We start from the raw sequence: 16,413 nt of genomic DNA, 5'->3' as shown, positions 1-16,413 counted from the left end.
GTTTCTTATGGCCGACAGCATGAAGACCGACGCACTCCCCTTTCCCATTCTCCTCGGCGACATCGGCGGCACCAATGCCCGCTTTTCCGTCCTTGCCGATGCGACAGCGGAAGCGACGCCGTTCGTCAGCGTGAAGACGGCCGATTACGATACGATCGATGATGCCATTCAAAAGGTCGTGCTGGATGGCAGCGATGTAAAACCCCGGTCGGCCATTCTGGCTGTTGCCGGCCCGATCGATGGCGATGAGATTGATCTCACCAATTGCGACTGGGTGGTGCGCCCTAAAAAGATGATTTCCGATCTCGGCTTCGATGATGTTCTCGTCGTCAACGATTTCGAGGCACAGGCGCTTGCCGCTTCCGAACTCGGCCCGGAAAATCGCGAAACACTCGGGGCCGAAGGCGAACCGCATGTGGCGTCACGCGTCGTGCTTGGCCCCGGCACAGGTCTTGGCGTTGCCGGTCTGCTGCATGCCCGCGACATGTGGTTCCCGGTTCCCGGCGAAGGCGGCCATGTCGATGTCGGACCGCGCTCGGACCGCGACTTTGCGATCTTCCCGCACCTAAAGCGCATCGAAGGCCGCGTGTCGGCCGAAGAAATTCTCAGTGGGCGCGGCGTTGTCAACATCTATCAGGCGATCTGCAAGGCTGATGGTATCGAAGCTGCGTTACAAGATCCCGCCGACGTTACCGCCGCGGGCCTGGACGGCTCCAATGCGCAGGCAGTGGAAACGCTTTCTCTGTTCTGTACATATCTCGGTCGCGTTGCGGGCGACATGGCGTTGATCTTCATGGCGCGCGGCGGCGTTTATCTGGCCGGTGGCATTTCACAAAAGATCATCGCGGCACTGCGGAAACCGGAATTCCGCGCCGCTTTCGAGGACAAAGCGCCGCACACCGAACTGCTCGCCACCATCCCGACCTTCGTGGTTACCCACCCGCAGGCAGCCCTGGCTGGCCTTGCGAGCTTTGCCCGCAGGCCTTCAGCCTATGGCGTATCGATGGACGAGCGCCGCTGGCAACGATAATATCAGGCACTGTCGGGCACTCTGTTTTGTGCCCGACCGGCCTGCACAAATGCAACAAGGCCTCCGAATCTATTGGCTCGGCTAGCCAAAACGCTACCAACTGGTTAAGACGCGCGTCCGACAAGGGCGTTTTTGCGTCAGAGTTTTGGTGATTGGAAGGCTTGTTGAAAGCGCACAAGAACAGAAAATCCGAGGTCAGTTCCTCAACTGTCGCCGGCACGCTGAAGCGTGTCATCGCCGAGAATGGCCGCGACCATATTGGCGGTTACGCCTTTGCCATCACCTGTCTGATCCTGGTTGCCGGCAGCACCGCCTTCACGGCATGGATCATGGAAGCCGTCGTCAACGAGGCTTTTGCCAACAAGCGCGCCGATCTCGTCATCCTGATCTGCAGCGCCATCTTCGGCGTCTTTGTGCTGCGCGGTTTTGCCAGTTATGGCGAAGCGGTTACGCTGGCCAAGATCGGCAATAACATTGTCGCGCGATACCAGCGTCGCCTCTACACCCACCTCATGAGCCTGTCGGTCGGTTATTTCAGTGAAGCACGCTCCTCGCATCTGGCCGCCCAGATCAGCCAGAACGTCACCGGTATTCGCGATGTCCTGAACCTGACGGTTACCTCGACCGCCCGCGATTTCCTGACGCTTATTGCCTTGATCGGCGTCATGATCAGCAAGGACTGGGTGTTGTCGCTGATCGTTTTTGCCGTCGCACCGCCGCTGATTTATGCGCTGCGTTACGTGTCGCGCCGGCTGCGCACCGCCACCAAGGAATCCATTGAGGTCAACAGCCACGTGCTGGGCGCCATGCAGGAAACCATACAGGGCATTGCGATCGTAAAAGCCTTCACGATGGAGCAGCAGCTCGACAACAAGGTGGCAAGCATCATCGAGACGGCAGAAAAGCGCTCGAACCGCATCGCCCGCCTGTCCGAGCGCACCTCGCCGCTGACGGAATCCTTCGCGGGCTTGGCGATTGCCAGCGTTCTCGCCTATGCCGCTTTCCGCTCGATCTACGACAACGTACCGCCTGGCGCCTTCTTCTCCTTCGTCACCGCCCTGCTGATGGCCTACGATCCGGCCCGGCGTCTCGCCAAGCTGCAGGTGCAGATCGAACGCGCCGTCGTCAACGCTCGCATGATCTACGCCCTGCTCGACCTGCAGCCGCAGCAACGCGAAGTGCCGGATGCAGCTGATCTCGTGGTCACCGAGGCCCGCATCGAATTGAAGGGCGTCGGCTTTGCCTATGGCGAAGGTGCAGCCATCCTCAAAGGTGTCGATATCGTTGCCGAGGGTGGAAAGACCACCGCTCTGGTTGGCCCGTCCGGCGCCGGCAAGTCGACGATCATTGCACTTGTCCCACGCTTCTATGACCCGACCGAGGGGGCAATCCTGATCGACGGACAGGATATTTCAACGGTTACCAAATCCTCGCTGCGCCGCCAGCTCGCCTATGTTTCGCAGCAGCCTTATCTTTTCGAAGGCTCGATCCGCGACAATATCCGCTATGGCCGCCCCGAAGCGACCGATGCGGAGATCGAGGAAGCGTCTCGTCTTGCCCATGCGCACGACTTCATCCTCGCCCAACCCAAGGGTTACGACACCCCGGTCGGCGAAAACGGCATCACGCTTTCGGGTGGGCAGCGCCAGCGTCTGTCGATTGCCCGCGCGCTTGTTCGCAATGCACCGATCCTGCTGCTCGACGAAGCGACCTCCGCCCTCGACAACGAGTCGGAAGCTGCCGTGCAGAAGGCACTCGATGTCGCCATGAAGGGCCGCACCGTGGTCGTCGTCGCACATCGCCTCTCGACCGTCGTCAAGGCGGACAAGATCGTGGTGATGAACGAGGGCCATGTGATCGAGCAGGGCTCGCACGAGGAGCTTGCTAAGCGCCCTGACGGCCTCTACGCTCGCCTCAACAATCTGCAGGGCGCTCCGGTGGAAGCGCCTGCGACCGAAGACTGACCGCATCAATACGGAGCCTGCCTGAATGCCTGCAACGTCCAAGACCGAAACCGACATGAAGCTCGTGGTCGTGGGTGCAGCCGGCAGAATGGGGCAATCGCTGATCCGCATCATTCAGGAAACCGAAGGCGTGCGCCTGCACGCGGCCATCGGACGCGAAGGCTCGCCGTTCATCGGCAAGGATGCCGGCGAACTCGCCGGCGTCGGCTTTCTCGGCGTTGCCCTGACGACCGACCCGCTGCAGGCCTTCCTGCATGCCGATGGCGTTCTGGATTTCACCACACCGGCAACCTCGGTCGAATATGCCGGTCTTGCCGCCCAGGCACGTATCGTACATGTGGTCGGCACGACGGGTTGCTCCGAAGCCGACAACGAAAAGATCGTTGCCGCCGGCCGTCATGCGCGCGTCGTGAAATCCGCCAATACCAGCCTCGGCGTTAATCTTCTTGGTGTGCTCGTGGAGCAGGCCGCGAAAGCCCTGCCACCAGCCGGCTGGGACATCGAAATCGTTGAAATGCACCACAAGCACAAGGTTGATGCGCCTTCCGGCGCCGCCCTCCTGCTCGGCGAGTTTGCCGCGCGTGGCCGCGACATCGCATTGGCCAGCAATTCGGTACGGGTACGCGATGGCCATACCGGCGCGCGCGAAGCCGGCAAGATCGGCTTTGCGACGCTGCGCGGCGGCTCCATCGTTGGCGATCATTCGGTCCTTTTCGCCGGCGAGGGAGAAATGCTGACGCTGTCGCACACCGCCAGAGACCGAAGCATATTTGCGCGCGGCGGCGTTGCTGCGGCACTTTGGGCCCGCGACAAGAAACCGGGTTTCTATTCCATGCTCGACGTGCTTGGGCTTTCGAACTGACAAATAAATATCGGCACATACTGGAGGTAATCACTACATGAGCGGTACACTCGTCCTCGTTCGCCACGGGCAGAGCGACTGGAATCTCAAGAACCTGTTCACCGGCTGGCGCGATCCGGACCTGACCCCGCTTGGCATCGAGGAAGCCGAAGCCGGTGGCAAGGCCCTGGCTGAAACCGGCATTAAGTTCGACATCGCCTTCACTTCCGACCTGAAGCGCGCCCAGAACACGCTGAAGATCGTGCTCGAAAAGCTTGGCCAGTCCGGCCTCGAAACGATCCGCAACCAGGCGCTCAACGAACGCGATTACGGCGACCTCTCCGGCCTTAACAAGGACGATGCCCGCGCCAAGTGGGGCGAGGAACAGGTCCATATCTGGCGCCGTTCCTACGACGTGCCGCCGCCGGGTGGCGAAAGCCTGCGTGACACCGGCGCCCGCGTCTGGCCCTATTACCTGACGGAAATTTTGCCACGCGTTCTCAAAGGCGAGAAGGTTCTGGTAGCCGCCCACGGCAATTCGCTGCGGTCGCTGATCATGGTTCTCGACCGCCTGACGAAGGAGCAGATCCTCGACGTCAACCTCGCGACCGGCGTGCCGATCGTCTACACGGTCAACGCCGATTCCACCGTCGCTTCCAAGGCGGTTCTGGGCGATATGTCCGGCGCGCACTGAGCCAACGGCAAGCATTGAAATGCAGGAAGGGCCGCGTCGATGACGCGGCCCTTCCTGTTCAAATTACATGTTCCCAAAAAGATCGGCAATCAATCCTGGTGACGGGAATACCAATAGGCCGACAATACGCCGCTGGCCGCAAAGACTGCCATGACGGTGCCGATCATGATGCTTGCTTCTTCCATTGTACTGTCTCCTTATTGCGTTGTGGAAACGTACGAAGGGTCGAAAAGGTTTCATCGACCGTGCCGCGGGTTTGTCACGAGGCTGTGAAAAGGTACCGCGACAACGCGGCGACAACGGCCTATATCCCTGGTCGAACACCGAATTTAAGGACATGAGATACCATGCGTTATGCGATCTATTTCACCCCCGCCAAGGATGATCCGCTGACGCAGGCAGCAAGTGTCTGGCTTGGCCGTGATGCCTATGAAGGGCGCGATCTTACCCCTCCCACCGATACGGGTCTTTCAGAAGACGAATGGAGGACGATTACGGCTGATCCGCGCCGTTACGCCTTTCATGCGACGCTGAAGGCGCCGTTTACGCTGGCCGACGGCAAGGACGAAGCGGGCCTTATAGATGCAGTCGATCGGTTCGCCGCACAGGCTGACGCCTTCGACATTCATGAACTGGTGGTCGCCGGCCTTGGGCCTTTCTTCGCGCTCGTGCCGGGCGCACCTGACCCAATCCTTCAAGCTTTCGCGGGCAGCATCGTGGAGCAGTTCGAGCCCTTTCGTGCACCGCTTTCCGAAGCCGATATCGCGCGCCGCAAGCCGGAAAAACTGAGCGAGCCGCAGCGCAACTATCTGCATCAATATGGCTACCCTTACGTCATGGAAGAATTTCGCTTCCACATGACGCTGACCGGGCCAGTAGTCGAGGAACGCAGCGCGGCAATTGCCGCGCTGCTGACACAGCGCTTTGCCGCGTTCACCGGCAAGCCGCGCAGCATCGATGCGCTGACGGTGTTCGTCGAACCGCAACGTGGCGAGCCGTTTTCCGTTCTGCATCGTGCGCCGCTCAAGTCTGGTGAGAAAAAAGAGGCCGTGGCTTGATGGAACAGGTTTTCAGCAATGCCCGCATCGTTCTTGAAGACAGCATCCTGCAGGGTTGCGTGCAGATCCGCGATGGCCTGATTGCAGACATTTCCGAGGGAACATCCCAAGCCGGTGAAGACCTGGAAGGCGATTATCTGCTGCCCGGCCTGGTGGAACTGCATACCGACCATCTGGAAACCCATTTTTCGCCCCGCGCCGGGCTGAAATGGAATGCGATTGCCGCCATTCAGGCGCATGACACCCAGATCGCTGGTTCTGGCATCACCACCGTTCTCGATTGCCTGCGCATGGGATCGGGCGAGGAAGGCGGCTTTGCGCGGGGCGAGATGCGCGAACTGGCAAACTCGATCGAAGCGGCCGGTCGTGAGGGTCGCCTGCGCTCGGAACATCTCCTGCATCTGCGCTGCGAGGTCTCGACATCAGACGTGGTCGAGCAGTTCTCCGATTTCGAGGGTGATCCGGCCGTGCGGCTCGTTTCACTGATGGACCATGCACCCGGCCAGCGCCAGTTCCAGACGATGGACCAGTACATCTTCTACTACAAGATCAAGCGTGGCCTGAGCGATGAAGCTTTCGATGCTTTCGTCGCACGCCGTCTGGAGGCATCCGAGCGCTATGCGGCGCCGCATCGCGATGCGCTTGCCGCCCATTGCACGGATGTCGGCATCGCGCTTGCCAGCCATGACGATGCGACCCTTGAGCATGTCGATGAATCGATCGGCCACGGCGTAAAGCTGGCTGAGTTCCCGACAAGCGTCGCTGCCGCCGAAGCCTCGCACAAGGCTGGTCTCAGCGTGTTGATGGGGGCACCGAACGTGGTGCGCGGTCAGTCGCATTCCGGCAACATTGCCGCCAGCGACCTTGCCCGTCTCGGCGTGCTGGATGTGCTGTCGTCGGACTATGTGCCCTTCAGCCTGCTGCACGCTCCATTCCTCCTCGCAGACACGATCGAGAACGTCAGCCTGCCGCAGGCGATTGCCATGGTCAGCGCTACGCCAGCCCGCACGATCGGCCTCAACGACCGCGGCCGGATCGCCACAGGCCTGCGTGCCGATCTTGTGCGCGTGCATCGGACGAGCGGTGTACCGGTCTGCCGCGCTGTCTGGCGGCAAGGAAAACGCGTCACCTGACGGCATCTATTCTTGGGTTCACAGCGACGTGAGGTGTAAAAATCTTCACACGTCTCGCTTTAAAGTTTCAGACAAAGCTCTAGCTCTCCTATTATATTAGGGGAACACAATATGAAACAGACGGCCAGAACGACCAGGAAAGCAGAGGAAATCGCATTCGATATCGAGGCACGCATGGTCGTGCTCGAGATCGTTTCGATGACCAGCCTTGCGCTGGCGCTCGACACTTCGGAAAACGGAAATGCCGAGCAGGCGCGTGGCATCATGGAATTGATCGTCGAGACCGTACAGCAACGCTGTTCGGAGATGGGCCTGTCGTCCGAGGCATCACAATCGGCCGAGCGTTACGCCCAGCAAATGCTGTCGACGGCCCTGTCTTCCCTTTACCCGACCGGCCATTGACCCGCCTGCCCCGGTTATTCCGCGGCAGGCAGAAAATCAGTGCGCTTCATCCCAGTTGCTGGCAGCACGCGCATCCACCTTCAGCGGCACGCGCATGGACAGCGCCGGCATGGTGGCATTTTCCATGACTGACACGATCACCGGGATCGCCTTGTCGACATCGGCGTCCTCGACCTCGAAGATCAGTTCGTCATGCACCTGCAAGAGCATGCGCACCCGCTCACCCAGACCTGCATCGGCAAGCGCGGGCTCCATCTGCACCATGGCGCGGCGGATGACATCGGCCGCCGAACCCTGGATCGGAGCATTGATCGCCGCGCGCTCGTTAAAGGCACGCACGGACGGGTTGGAAGACTTGATCTCTGGATAGTTGATGCGGCGGCCAAAGATGGTTTCGACATAACCATCCTCGCGAGCTTTTGCCTTGGTGCTGTCCATGTAGTCGCGAATGCCCGGAAAGCGCTCAAAATACTTCTTGATGTATTCGCCGGCTTCCGAGCGCTCGATCGACAGCTGATTGGCAAGACCGAAGGCCGAAATGCCGTAGATAATGCCAAAGTTGATCGCCTTCGCGCGGCGACGCACCTCTGACGGCATGCCTTCCACCGGCACGCCGAACATTTCCGATGCCGTCATCGCATGGATATCGATGCCGTCTTCAAAAGACTTGGTCAGCTGCGGAATGTCCGCGACATGCGCCAGCACACGCAGTTCGATCTGGCTGTAGTCTGCGGATACCAGCTTGTGGCCCGGCGTCGAGATGAAGGCCGTCCTGATCTTGCGGCCTTCGGCATTGCGCACCGGGATATTCTGCAGGTTCGGTTCCGACGAGGACAGACGTCCCGTCGTGGTCGAAGCCAGCGAATAGGATGTGTGCACCCGCTTGGTTTCAGGATGAACGTAGCCCGGCAGCGCATCGGTATAGGTGGATTTCAGCTTGGTGAGTTGACGCCAGTCGACGATCTTTCGTGGCAGCTCCGCCCCTTCGGCCGCCAAATCCTCCAGCACGCTGGCCGAGGTCGACCACTGGCCGGTCTTGGTCTTGGAACCGCCGGGCAGGCCCATTTTGCCGAACAGGATGTCACCGAGCTGTTTCGGGGAACCGATGTTGAACCGTTCACCGGCCAGCTGGTAGATTTCGTCCTCGAAGGCTGCGGCCTTCTGGGCAAGTTCACCGGAAAGACGTGAGAGGATCTGACGATCGACGGTGATGCCGCGTTCTTCCATATCGGCCAGAACCGACACCAGCGGCCGCTCCAGGCGTTCATAAACGCGGGTGAGGCCAGCAGCGGCAAGCTGCGGCTTCAACACCATCCACAGGCGCAGCGTCACGTCGGCATCTTCCGCCGCATAGGCCGTCGCCTTGTCGATATCGACCAGATCGAAGGTAACACCGCTCTTGCCCGAGCCAGCGACCTCCTTGAAGGCGATCGGCTTGTGGTTCAGCCAGCGTTCCGACAGCCCGTCCATGCCGTGGTTCGCCTTGCCGGCTTCCAGCACATAGGACATCAGCATCGTGTCGTCGTAATTCCTGACGGTGACGCCGTGGCGTTTCATCAGCAGATAGTCGAACTTCAGGTTCTGCGCGACCTTCAGCACCGACGGATCTTCCAGCAGATCCTTCAAACGGTCGAGCGCCTGGCGCGGCGCGATCTGGTTTTCGGCCAGACCACCGCCCAGAAGATCGCCGACGCCGTTCTTGTGCGTCAACGGCACATAGGCAGCCCGGATTTTCTGGCCCGACGGATTATCCTTGTTGTCGGCAAGCGCCAGCGAAAAACCCACCAGTTCGGCCTGCATCGGATCAAGCGAATTGGTCTCGGTGTCAAAACCAACGAGACCGGTTTCGCGCGCCGCCCTGATCCAGTCGTCGAGTACCTCGACATCGCGGATCGTCGTGTAAGTGGTCGTATCGATCTTGGCACTGCCGAAAGCGGCAATCCGCGTCTCGGCCAACGATGCCGGCGTGGCTTCGCCGTTGCCCTTGGCAGCAGCCGCCTTTGCCGGCGTTGCTGACACATCGCCCGCGCTCTGAACGGTATCTCCAGCGGTTCCGGCATCGAGATCGGGACCTCGGGCAAGGTCACCCCACTCGACAGTGACCTCAGCGGGTTCGATTTCGTCGGCATTGCAGTCGCAGGCAGCCGCCACGCGGCGTGTCAGTGTGCCGAACTGCATGGTTTTCAGGAAGGCGACCAGCTTGGGACCATCCTGCGGCTCAAGAACCAACGCATCCAGATCGAGCTCCAGCGGCACGTCGGTGCGAAGCTCTACCAGCTGCCTGGAAAGACGGGCCTGATCGGCAAAATTGATGATGCTTTCGCGGCGCTTGACCTGTTTGATCTCGCCGGCACGGGCGAGCAGCGTGTCGAGATCACCGAATTCTTCGAGAAGCTGGGCGGCGGTCTTGGGGCCGATACCGGGAATGCCCGGCACGTTATCGACCGAATCGCCGACCAGCGCCTGCAGGTCGATCATCTTTTCCGGCGGCACGCCCCATTTCTCGATGACGTCAGGGACACTGATCTGCTTGTCCTTCATGCTGTCATACATGTGGACCATCTGCGTCACGAGCTGCATCAGATCCTTGTCGGAGGAAACGATCGTGACATCCGCTCCGGTCGCTTCCGCCTGTCGTGCATAGGTGGCTATGATGTCGTCGGCCTCGAAACCTTCCGTCTCGATGCAAGGCAGATTGAAAGCGCGGGTCGCCTGGCGGATCAAGCCGAACTGCGGCACCAGTTCTTCCGGCGGCGCGGAACGGTTGGCCTTGTAGGCATCATAGATTTCCTTGCGGAACGTCTTCGAGGAATAATCGAAGATGACCGCAAAATGCGTCGGCGTGACACCGACAGAAGTGTCGCGCGCATCAGTCAGCAGCTTCCACAGCATGTTGCAGAAACCCGATACGGCACCGACCGGCAGCCCATCGGACTTGCGGGTCAGGGGGGGAAGCGCGTGAAAGGCCCGGAAAATGAAGCCGGAGCCGTCGACTAGGAAGAGATGATCGCCTTTTTTCATGGGCATGAGATATCGCGTGACGTGGGTTGCGTCCAATGAAACTTGGCAGGATACGCCGCCTTTGCAAGCCGCCTGCGAGTGGGGCGCCGGGTATTATTACGGATTTGTAATTCTTGCTTCCCTTGAAAAGCCGCATTCAGGCTCACATTTCTAAACCAACGGCGCCTGATCACGCCGTCGTCTGAAAGCTGGCTCGTCCCCCGCCGCTTCAGATCGGGCAAGGGCCTTTCCCCCTCTCCGGGCCTTTGCCGCTTATCTGAGCCGCCATGACCGATCCCCCTCCCGGTCATGGCGGTTTCGCTTTCGGCATCAGCATCAACTTTAGAATTTATTCACATACATAACCCTGCGCAGGTTTCGCAAAAGCATGGCAGGCTATATAACCGATCCATTCCGCGCCCTCGCATCCGGAAGGATGATTCGCCCATGGCCTTTGATCGTTCCAAGTCAGCGACCTATCTGGCTGGCCAATTGGCCAAGGGGTTTGCGCGATCACTTCACCAACGCGCCGTCACGCTTGGGTTTTCGCCCGGCCAGTTCCCAGTTCTCGTCGAGCTCTGGCAGGAAGATGGCCTCACCCAGAAGCAGATTCTTGATCGCCTCGATGTCGAGCAGGCAACTCTTGCCAACACACTGTCACGCATGGAACGCGACGGACTGGTCGGACGCACACCACACCCGACCGATCGCCGCGCCCAGATCGTCTCGCTGACAGAGCGTGGCAGGGCGCTTGAAAGCGAGGCAATTGGTGCAGCGGCCGAGGCCGAAAGCGCACTGCTCGACGGATTTCGCAGTTTTGAAAAGCAGCTTATGCTCGAATACATGCGCATGGCGGTGGAGAATGCGCGAAAGCTCTGATGGCTGAACCTGACCTCAGGGACAATATCCGAGGGTGTTTCCAAATCATTGCGAATGGGTCTAGGGTCCGGCCAGTCTTTAAGAATGCAGGATCTTTTCCATGACCGATCTTTCCCCCGTGCTTTCCCGCGCCGACGAAAACCTGCCGGCCGCGCTCGACCGCCTGTTCGATCTTGTCCGCATCAAGTCGATCTCCACTGACCCTGCCTACAAGGCAGATTGCGCCAAGGCCGCCGACTGGCTGGCCAAGGAACTGACTTCGCTCGGCTTCGACGCATCGGTACGCGCCACACCCGGTCATCCGATGGTTGTCGGCCACCACGCCGCCTCCACGCCTGACGCCCCGCACGTTCTGTTCTACGGCCATTACGATGTGCAGCCGGTCGATCCGATCGAGCTTTGGGAAAACGATCCTTTCGAACCGGCGATCAAGGATCTCGGCAATGGCCGCAAGGTACTGACCGGTCGCGGCACCGCCGATGACAAGGGCCAGTTGATGACCTTCGTGGAAGCCTGCCGCGCCTACAAGGACGTGCATGGCTTGCTGCCGATCAGCGTCACCATTCTGTTCGAAGGTGAAGAAGAGTCGGGGTCGCCGTCGCTGAAACCGTTCCTGCAAGCCAATGCGGAAGAATTGAAGGCCGAATTCGCACTCGTTTGCGACACCGGCATGTGGGACACCGATACGCCGGCAATCGCTGCTGCCCTTCGTGGCCTGGTCGGCGAGGAAATCACCATCACGGCTGCCGACCGCGATCTGCATTCCGGCCTGTATGGCGGTGCGGCCGCAAACCCGATCCACATCCTCACCAAGGTCATTGCCGGCCTGCGTGACGATACCGGCCGCATCACGCTTGATGGCTTTTACGATGGCGTCGAGGAAACACCTGAAAACATCAAGGCAAGCTGGGAAACGCTCGGTCGCTCCTCGGCAAACTTTCTTGGCGAGATCGGGCTCTCGGAACCGGCTGGCGAAAAGGGACGGTCGGTACTGGAACTGACCTGGGCGCGCCCGACCTGCGAGGTCAACGGTATCTGGGGTGGATATACCGGCGACGGCTTCAAGACCGTGATCGCCGCCAAGGCATCGGCAAAAATCTCTTTCCGCCTCGTCGGCACCCAGGACCCTCAGAAGGTTCGCGAGAGTTTTCGCGCTTACGTGCGTTCGCAGATCCCGGCCGATTGCTCGGTTGAGTTTCATGAGCACGGCGCCTCTCCGGCGATCCAGCTGTCCTACGATTCACCTGCCCTGACGACGGCCAAGAACGCGCTGTCGGACGAATGGGCAAAGCCTGCCGTCGTCATCGGCATGGGCGGATCGATCCCGATCGTCGGTGATTTCCAGACCTTGCTGGGCATGGACTCGCTGCTGGTCGGCTTTGGCCTCAACGACGACCGCATTCACTCTCCGAACGAAAAGTATGAACTGAAGTCGTTCCACAAGGGCATCCGCTCGTGGGCACGCATTATAGATGCGCTTGCAAAACGGTAATTTTTCCCGTGGCTCCGGCACTTTGCGTCGGGGCCACTGCACATCGTAAGGTTTTCGATGCCCTAAAACGCCAAAAAGGCCGGGCAAGCCCGACCTTTCGTATCCCGTTTCAAGCCTGCCATTACATCCGTGGTCAAACGAACGGGATCGGCACTTCTCAATTCCGCAGGCTTTTGACCCGCGGTTATGAAATGACGATAAGCTGAAATGGTTAATATTTCGTTAACATCTAAAACAGCATCTCGAATTAGCACAGGCCTCGGCTTTCCGCGTCCTGAAACGCAAAACGCGCCCCGGAAGGGCGCGTCCAATATTTCTGATCCCGAGGGATAAATAGCTGATCAGGCAGCCTGAAGATTGTCAGCCGAAACGCGGCCCGAACGCTTGTCGGTAACCAGTTCGAAGCTGATCTTCTGGCCGTCGTTCAGGCCGTTCATGCCAGCGCGCTCAACAGCAGAGATGTGAACGAAGACGTCCTGTGCGCCGTCGTCAGGCTGGATGAAGCCGAAGCCCTTGGTTGCGTTGAACCACTTTACGGTACCTGTAGCCATTACGATGTCCTTTCAGTCGCAAATATAAGCTTGCTCACTGCCTCATGAAGGCAATGTGCGTCATTTCTCGTATTTGAAGGAAAGGTCTCGTAGCGTAAGGACGCCTTAGTGCCGCTTGCAAACAAATATCGATGCGGAGGCAGGTAACTTTGAGAAGGCGGGATGTCAAGATAAACAGATGCCGCAGGCGCAATCTTCAATTGCACCAAACTCGAAACATCAACTGAATTTCCCTGTCGGCAAATACCGAAAATAAGAAACCCGGCGCGGGAGGAGGTGCGCCGGGTTCTTAATACTGACTAGCAACCGGGAGGAGGAGGTGTTGCCAGTCCAATCGAGCGACACTGGGAGGAGGAGTGCGTCGCTTCGATGTTTGTAAGATACGGCATATTCGCTCAAAAAACAGACAGAGTTTCGCAGCGCAGCCATGCGTTTTGCGCATAACTCTTTCAGGCTTGCGGCCTCAGTGCCTGGCGATTAGGCTGACTTCATGTCACTTCAATCAGTTCAGGCCTTCTTCGCCAGTCACGCACCCGAAATACAGGTCATCGAAACCGAAGCTAGCTCGGCAACTGTTGCGCTTGCGGCCGAAGCTCATGGCGTCGAGCCGGACCAGATTGCCAAGACCATCTGCCTGCGCGCCGGCGAAACCGTGCTGCTGCTTGTGACGGCGGGCACACGCCGCCTCGACAATCGAAAGTTTCGTGATCACTTTGGCGCCAAGCCGCGGATGCTGGGTGGAGAAGATGTGGTGGAACTGACCAGTCACCCGATTGGCGGCGTCTGCCCATTCGGCCTCGCCGCACCGCTATCGATCTATTGCGATTTATCGCTCAAGGACCACGCTATCGTGGTGCCGGCTGCAGGCGCCACGAATTCTGCGGTTCGAATTGCGCCTGAGAGGATGGCGGAGCTGGTATCCGCCACCTGGGTCGATGTCTGCGGCATGCCGAAAGAGCCTGCCGAACAGAGTGATCAGTAGTAGCGGCGGTACCAGGCCTGCTTCTGCTCGGCCGTTGTCGTGGCAACCAGATAACCGATACCGAAGCCGATCGCACCGATCAGCGTAAACAGAGTGGTGGCTGCCGCAGGATGCTCACGAATGGCGCCGGCCGCGGAGACAGCCTCATCCTGCACATAATGCGCAGCACTGCTGGCCCGGCGTGAAACATTTTCATATGCCTCGCCGCTTTTTTCAGCGAGCTTTTCGCGGATCGTGGCAATCTCGGCGCGCAGGTTGGCGACTTCGCTCTTGAACCCGTCGTTGAGGTCCTCGCTCGTAAGGTCGCTTGAGATGTCGGCTTTGCGTAGGGACTTCATTCCAATCGCCTCTGGCATGGGTATCTCCAAACATGGTTGTGTTCAACGTATCGGAGCATGCTCAACTGATGAGCGGCGGATAGGTTCCCGATCGCAGCAACCAGGGGGATGATGTGATGCAAAAAAGCAAAACGGCCGAATCAGTCATGATTCCGCCGTAATCGAAGCCGGCAATCCGGCCATGTTTTCAAGCTGAAAACAGCTTTCATTCCCCGCATGAGCAACGCGTGAGTGCAGCCCTAACAGCGCACGACTAGCGGCTTTGGGCCAGGGTTTCTGCCAGATGCGACAGAGCCTCTTTTTCGCTCATGCCCTTCTGCAGAGAATTCACCAGAATCAGCGCAAGGGCCTCGCCATCAGGGCTATCCTTGTTGATCCGGTGTTCGTTGCAGGCATCATCGAAGACCTGCTGAAGGAGGCTGAGCTGATCGGGATTGACCGGCTGTCGAACTTGTGTGCGCATGAAAATCTCCATCGCTCCCGGCTTCCCCTGCCGGGCGTTGGCTACAGTGCATACGTTCTCAACGTCTGCGAGGCGTTGGCTACCTTTCCCCGAAATAAAGGCACCAATTGGACTGATCTCAGATCCGCTTACCGGAGATAGTCTCAACAATAAATACAGCCTTCACGGGAATACTATTGAGGCTAAAATCGATAGCGACGCAACTACAACTAATCATATGTGATTTAGCATATTATTTTACTCTTAATTGTATGTTGAGCCATAAAAAAGGGGACTAGCGCCCCCTTTTCAAAATCAGTTCGAATGAGCCCGCGCTTCGCTGACGGCCTGTTCAAATTGAATGCGCGCTTCCTCGACGGTTCGCCGTCCATCCAGCGCCGCCCGGCAAAGGCTGCGGGCACGCACGAACTCTGCACCACGTAGAAACGGCCACTTCTCTGTCATCAAAGCCAGGGCATCATGTGGCCCCTTGACCAACTGTTCGTCTGCTTCACCAACAGCGACACAGACGGGCTTATTCCATTGCGACTTGCTAATCTGTACGTCGAGCATCGGACCCTCCCCTTTAACAGCCGACTTAAACGCATTGGCAGCCTAATCGGTTCCAAGGAAAAACACCAGAAAAGGATCATATGTCATCTTCATCCTTTTGGCGGGATCAGTGCCGCCACGAATGATCGCGCGGGACAGATGCCGAACCCAGAAGATAGCCCACCGCCAGGCCGGCAAGTCCGACAGCAATCAGAGCCGAGCCGGTCGCTGCAGGATGATCCGCCGCGTGGGCCGCGACCATGCCGGCCTCATCCCTGACACGATCAACAGCCTTTCGTGCCTTTGCCGTTGGCCGGTCCCTGTTCGTGATATCGCCGGTGAAACCAGCATCCAGTGATTTGCGCGCCATATCCATTCTCCTTTGCCAACAACCTCGATCGGGTAACACAGGCAAACCGGATTGGGTTCCGCTCAACGGCACGGCATGCGCTTTCACGAAGACGTGCGGTGAAGTTGCATTGCTTTTCGCAAGTGCAGCAAACAAAGGGATTCGTTATCATTTTCTCCCGGAGTACACCGCTTATGCAAAACAGCCTCAACAGCGCCCAGCCTGCTCTTCTCAGTGCGCTGCGTATCGCCCTCGGCCTCGTCATCTTCTCGTTCGGCATGGCAAAGATCTTTCACTTCCAGGCCGGCAACTTCACCCCGCCGGCCGGATCGCTTCCTTGGATCGCCGGTCTTTTCGAACTGATTTGCGGTTTCCTCTTCCTTGTCGGCTTCCAGACGCGCATTGCCTCTTTCTTGCTCTCGGGCCTGATGGCGTCGGCCTATTTCATCAGCCATTTCCCCAAGAGCTTCTTCCCGGTTGAAAACGGTGGTGGCGCGGCAGCGGTCTACTGCTTCGTCTTCCTGTATTTCGTCGCCGCCGGCGCCGGACCGTTCAGCCTCGACGCCAAGCTTTTTGGCGCCCGCACTGCCAAAACTGCCTGATCTGAATGACAGGGAGCGCAGCCGACCGGGCTGCGTTCCTGCTCTGCGGGACGGGCATCATCACCCTTAATGCCTCGTTAAATCGCCGCATTTACAATTCATTG

General features: G+C 58.9%; 17 protein-coding genes. 11 read left to right on the top strand and 6 right to left on the bottom strand.

Annotation, left to right across the window (positions count from 1 at the left end; all coding sequences use genetic code 11):
• The first annotated feature begins 7 nt into the window (after positions 1-7).
• From EDF70_RS17330 to EDF70_RS17300, 7 genes are all read left to right on the top strand, one after another.
• The gene (locus EDF70_RS17330) at positions 8-1,030 is read left to right on the top strand and encodes a glucokinase (protein WP_132276140.1); all 1,023 of its coding nucleotides are present in this window, start codon (positions 8-10) and stop codon (positions 1,028-1,030) included.
• Between the two features lie 164 nt (positions 1,031-1,194).
• Entirely contained in the window at positions 1,195-2,994 is a 1,800-nt protein-coding gene (locus EDF70_RS17325) for an ABC transporter ATP-binding protein (RefSeq protein ID WP_132276138.1), read from the top strand.
• Positions 2,995-3,019: 25 nt separating this feature from the next.
• A complete protein-coding gene (gene dapB, locus EDF70_RS17320; RefSeq protein ID WP_132276136.1) occupies positions 3,020-3,856 on the top strand; it encodes a 4-hydroxy-tetrahydrodipicolinate reductase in 837 nt (278 codons plus the stop codon).
• A 37-nt stretch (positions 3,857-3,893) separates the two neighbouring features.
• Positions 3,894-4,529: a 2,3-bisphosphoglycerate-dependent phosphoglycerate mutase gene (locus EDF70_RS17315; protein WP_132276134.1), complete on the top strand. Its 636-nt coding sequence runs from the start codon at positions 3,894-3,896 to the stop codon at positions 4,527-4,529.
• A gap of 347 nt (positions 4,530-4,876) precedes the next feature.
• Positions 4,877-5,587 (top strand): DUF1045 domain-containing protein, encoded by a 711-nt coding sequence (locus EDF70_RS17310; protein ID WP_132276132.1) that lies wholly within the window; start codon positions 4,877-4,879, stop codon positions 5,585-5,587.
• Complete coding sequence (locus tag EDF70_RS17305; RefSeq protein ID WP_132276131.1) at positions 5,587-6,720, top strand: alpha-D-ribose 1-methylphosphonate 5-triphosphate diphosphatase; 1,134 nt, start codon at positions 5,587-5,589, stop codon at positions 6,718-6,720. Before EDF70_RS17310 ends, EDF70_RS17305 begins: the two co-directional genes overlap by 1 nt.
• A gap of 111 nt (positions 6,721-6,831) precedes the next feature.
• Positions 6,832-7,122 carry a hypothetical protein gene (locus EDF70_RS17300; RefSeq protein ID WP_132276129.1) on the top strand — a complete coding sequence of 97 codons (291 nt, stop codon included), beginning with the start codon at positions 6,832-6,834 and terminating at the stop codon, positions 7,120-7,122.
• A gap of 36 nt (positions 7,123-7,158) precedes the next feature.
• On the opposite strand, the gene polA is transcribed toward EDF70_RS17300, so the two are convergent.
• A complete protein-coding gene (gene polA / locus EDF70_RS17295; protein WP_132276809.1) occupies positions 7,159-10,143 on the bottom strand; it encodes a DNA polymerase I in 2,985 nt (994 codons plus the stop codon).
• 426 nt (positions 10,144-10,569) lie between these two features.
• On the opposite strand from polA, the gene EDF70_RS17290 reads away from it, so the two are divergent.
• Together EDF70_RS17290 and EDF70_RS17285 are read left to right on the top strand one after the other, a co-directional pair.
• Positions 10,570-11,001, top strand: coding sequence for a MarR family transcriptional regulator (locus tag EDF70_RS17290; RefSeq protein ID WP_132276127.1), 432 nt, complete (start codon positions 10,570-10,572; stop codon positions 10,999-11,001).
• A gap of 100 nt (positions 11,002-11,101) precedes the next feature.
• Positions 11,102-12,493, top strand: coding sequence for a dipeptidase (locus EDF70_RS17285; RefSeq protein WP_132276125.1), 1,392 nt, complete (start codon positions 11,102-11,104; stop codon positions 12,491-12,493).
• 341 nt (positions 12,494-12,834) lie between these two features.
• On the opposite strand, the gene EDF70_RS17280 is transcribed toward EDF70_RS17285, so the two are convergent.
• Positions 12,835-13,044, bottom strand: coding sequence for a cold-shock protein (locus tag EDF70_RS17280; RefSeq protein WP_132276123.1), 210 nt, complete (start codon positions 13,042-13,044; stop codon positions 12,835-12,837).
• Positions 13,045-13,534: 490 nt separating this feature from the next.
• On the opposite strand from EDF70_RS17280, the gene EDF70_RS17275 reads away from it, so the two are divergent.
• Positions 13,535-14,026 (top strand): YbaK/EbsC family protein, encoded by a 492-nt coding sequence (locus EDF70_RS17275; protein WP_132276121.1) that lies wholly within the window; start codon positions 13,535-13,537, stop codon positions 14,024-14,026.
• Here the strand turns inward: EDF70_RS17275 and EDF70_RS17270 are convergent.
• The 4 genes from EDF70_RS17270 to EDF70_RS17255 form a co-directional block, all read right to left on the bottom strand.
• Complete coding sequence (locus tag EDF70_RS17270; protein WP_132276119.1) at positions 14,020-14,364, bottom strand: hypothetical protein; 345 nt, start codon at positions 14,362-14,364, stop codon at positions 14,020-14,022. The genes EDF70_RS17275 and EDF70_RS17270 overlap by 7 nt on opposite strands.
• A 253-nt stretch (positions 14,365-14,617) precedes the next feature.
• Positions 14,618-14,839, bottom strand: coding sequence for a hypothetical protein (locus EDF70_RS17265; protein WP_132276117.1), 222 nt, complete (start codon positions 14,837-14,839; stop codon positions 14,618-14,620).
• A gap of 282 nt (positions 14,840-15,121) precedes the next feature.
• Positions 15,122-15,379: a DUF982 domain-containing protein gene (locus EDF70_RS17260; RefSeq protein WP_245519221.1), complete on the bottom strand. Its 258-nt coding sequence runs from the start codon at positions 15,377-15,379 to the stop codon at positions 15,122-15,124.
• 106 nt (positions 15,380-15,485) lie between these two features.
• Positions 15,486-15,728, bottom strand: a complete 243-nt coding sequence (locus EDF70_RS17255; protein WP_132276115.1) for a hypothetical protein — start codon at positions 15,726-15,728, stop codon at positions 15,486-15,488.
• Between the two features lie 173 nt (positions 15,729-15,901).
• On the opposite strand from EDF70_RS17255, the gene EDF70_RS17250 reads away from it, so the two are divergent.
• Positions 15,902-16,309, top strand: a complete 408-nt coding sequence (locus tag EDF70_RS17250) for a DoxX family protein (RefSeq protein WP_132276113.1) — start codon at positions 15,902-15,904, stop codon at positions 16,307-16,309.
• Positions 16,310-16,413: the final 104 nt, after the last annotated feature.

The organism is Neorhizobium sp. JUb45, from assembly GCF_004343585.1.
Lineage (GTDB): Bacteria > Pseudomonadota > Alphaproteobacteria > Rhizobiales > Rhizobiaceae > Neorhizobium.
Note: the sequence above shows the minus strand (reverse complement) of the source record. Positions and strands in the feature narration are given on the sequence as shown.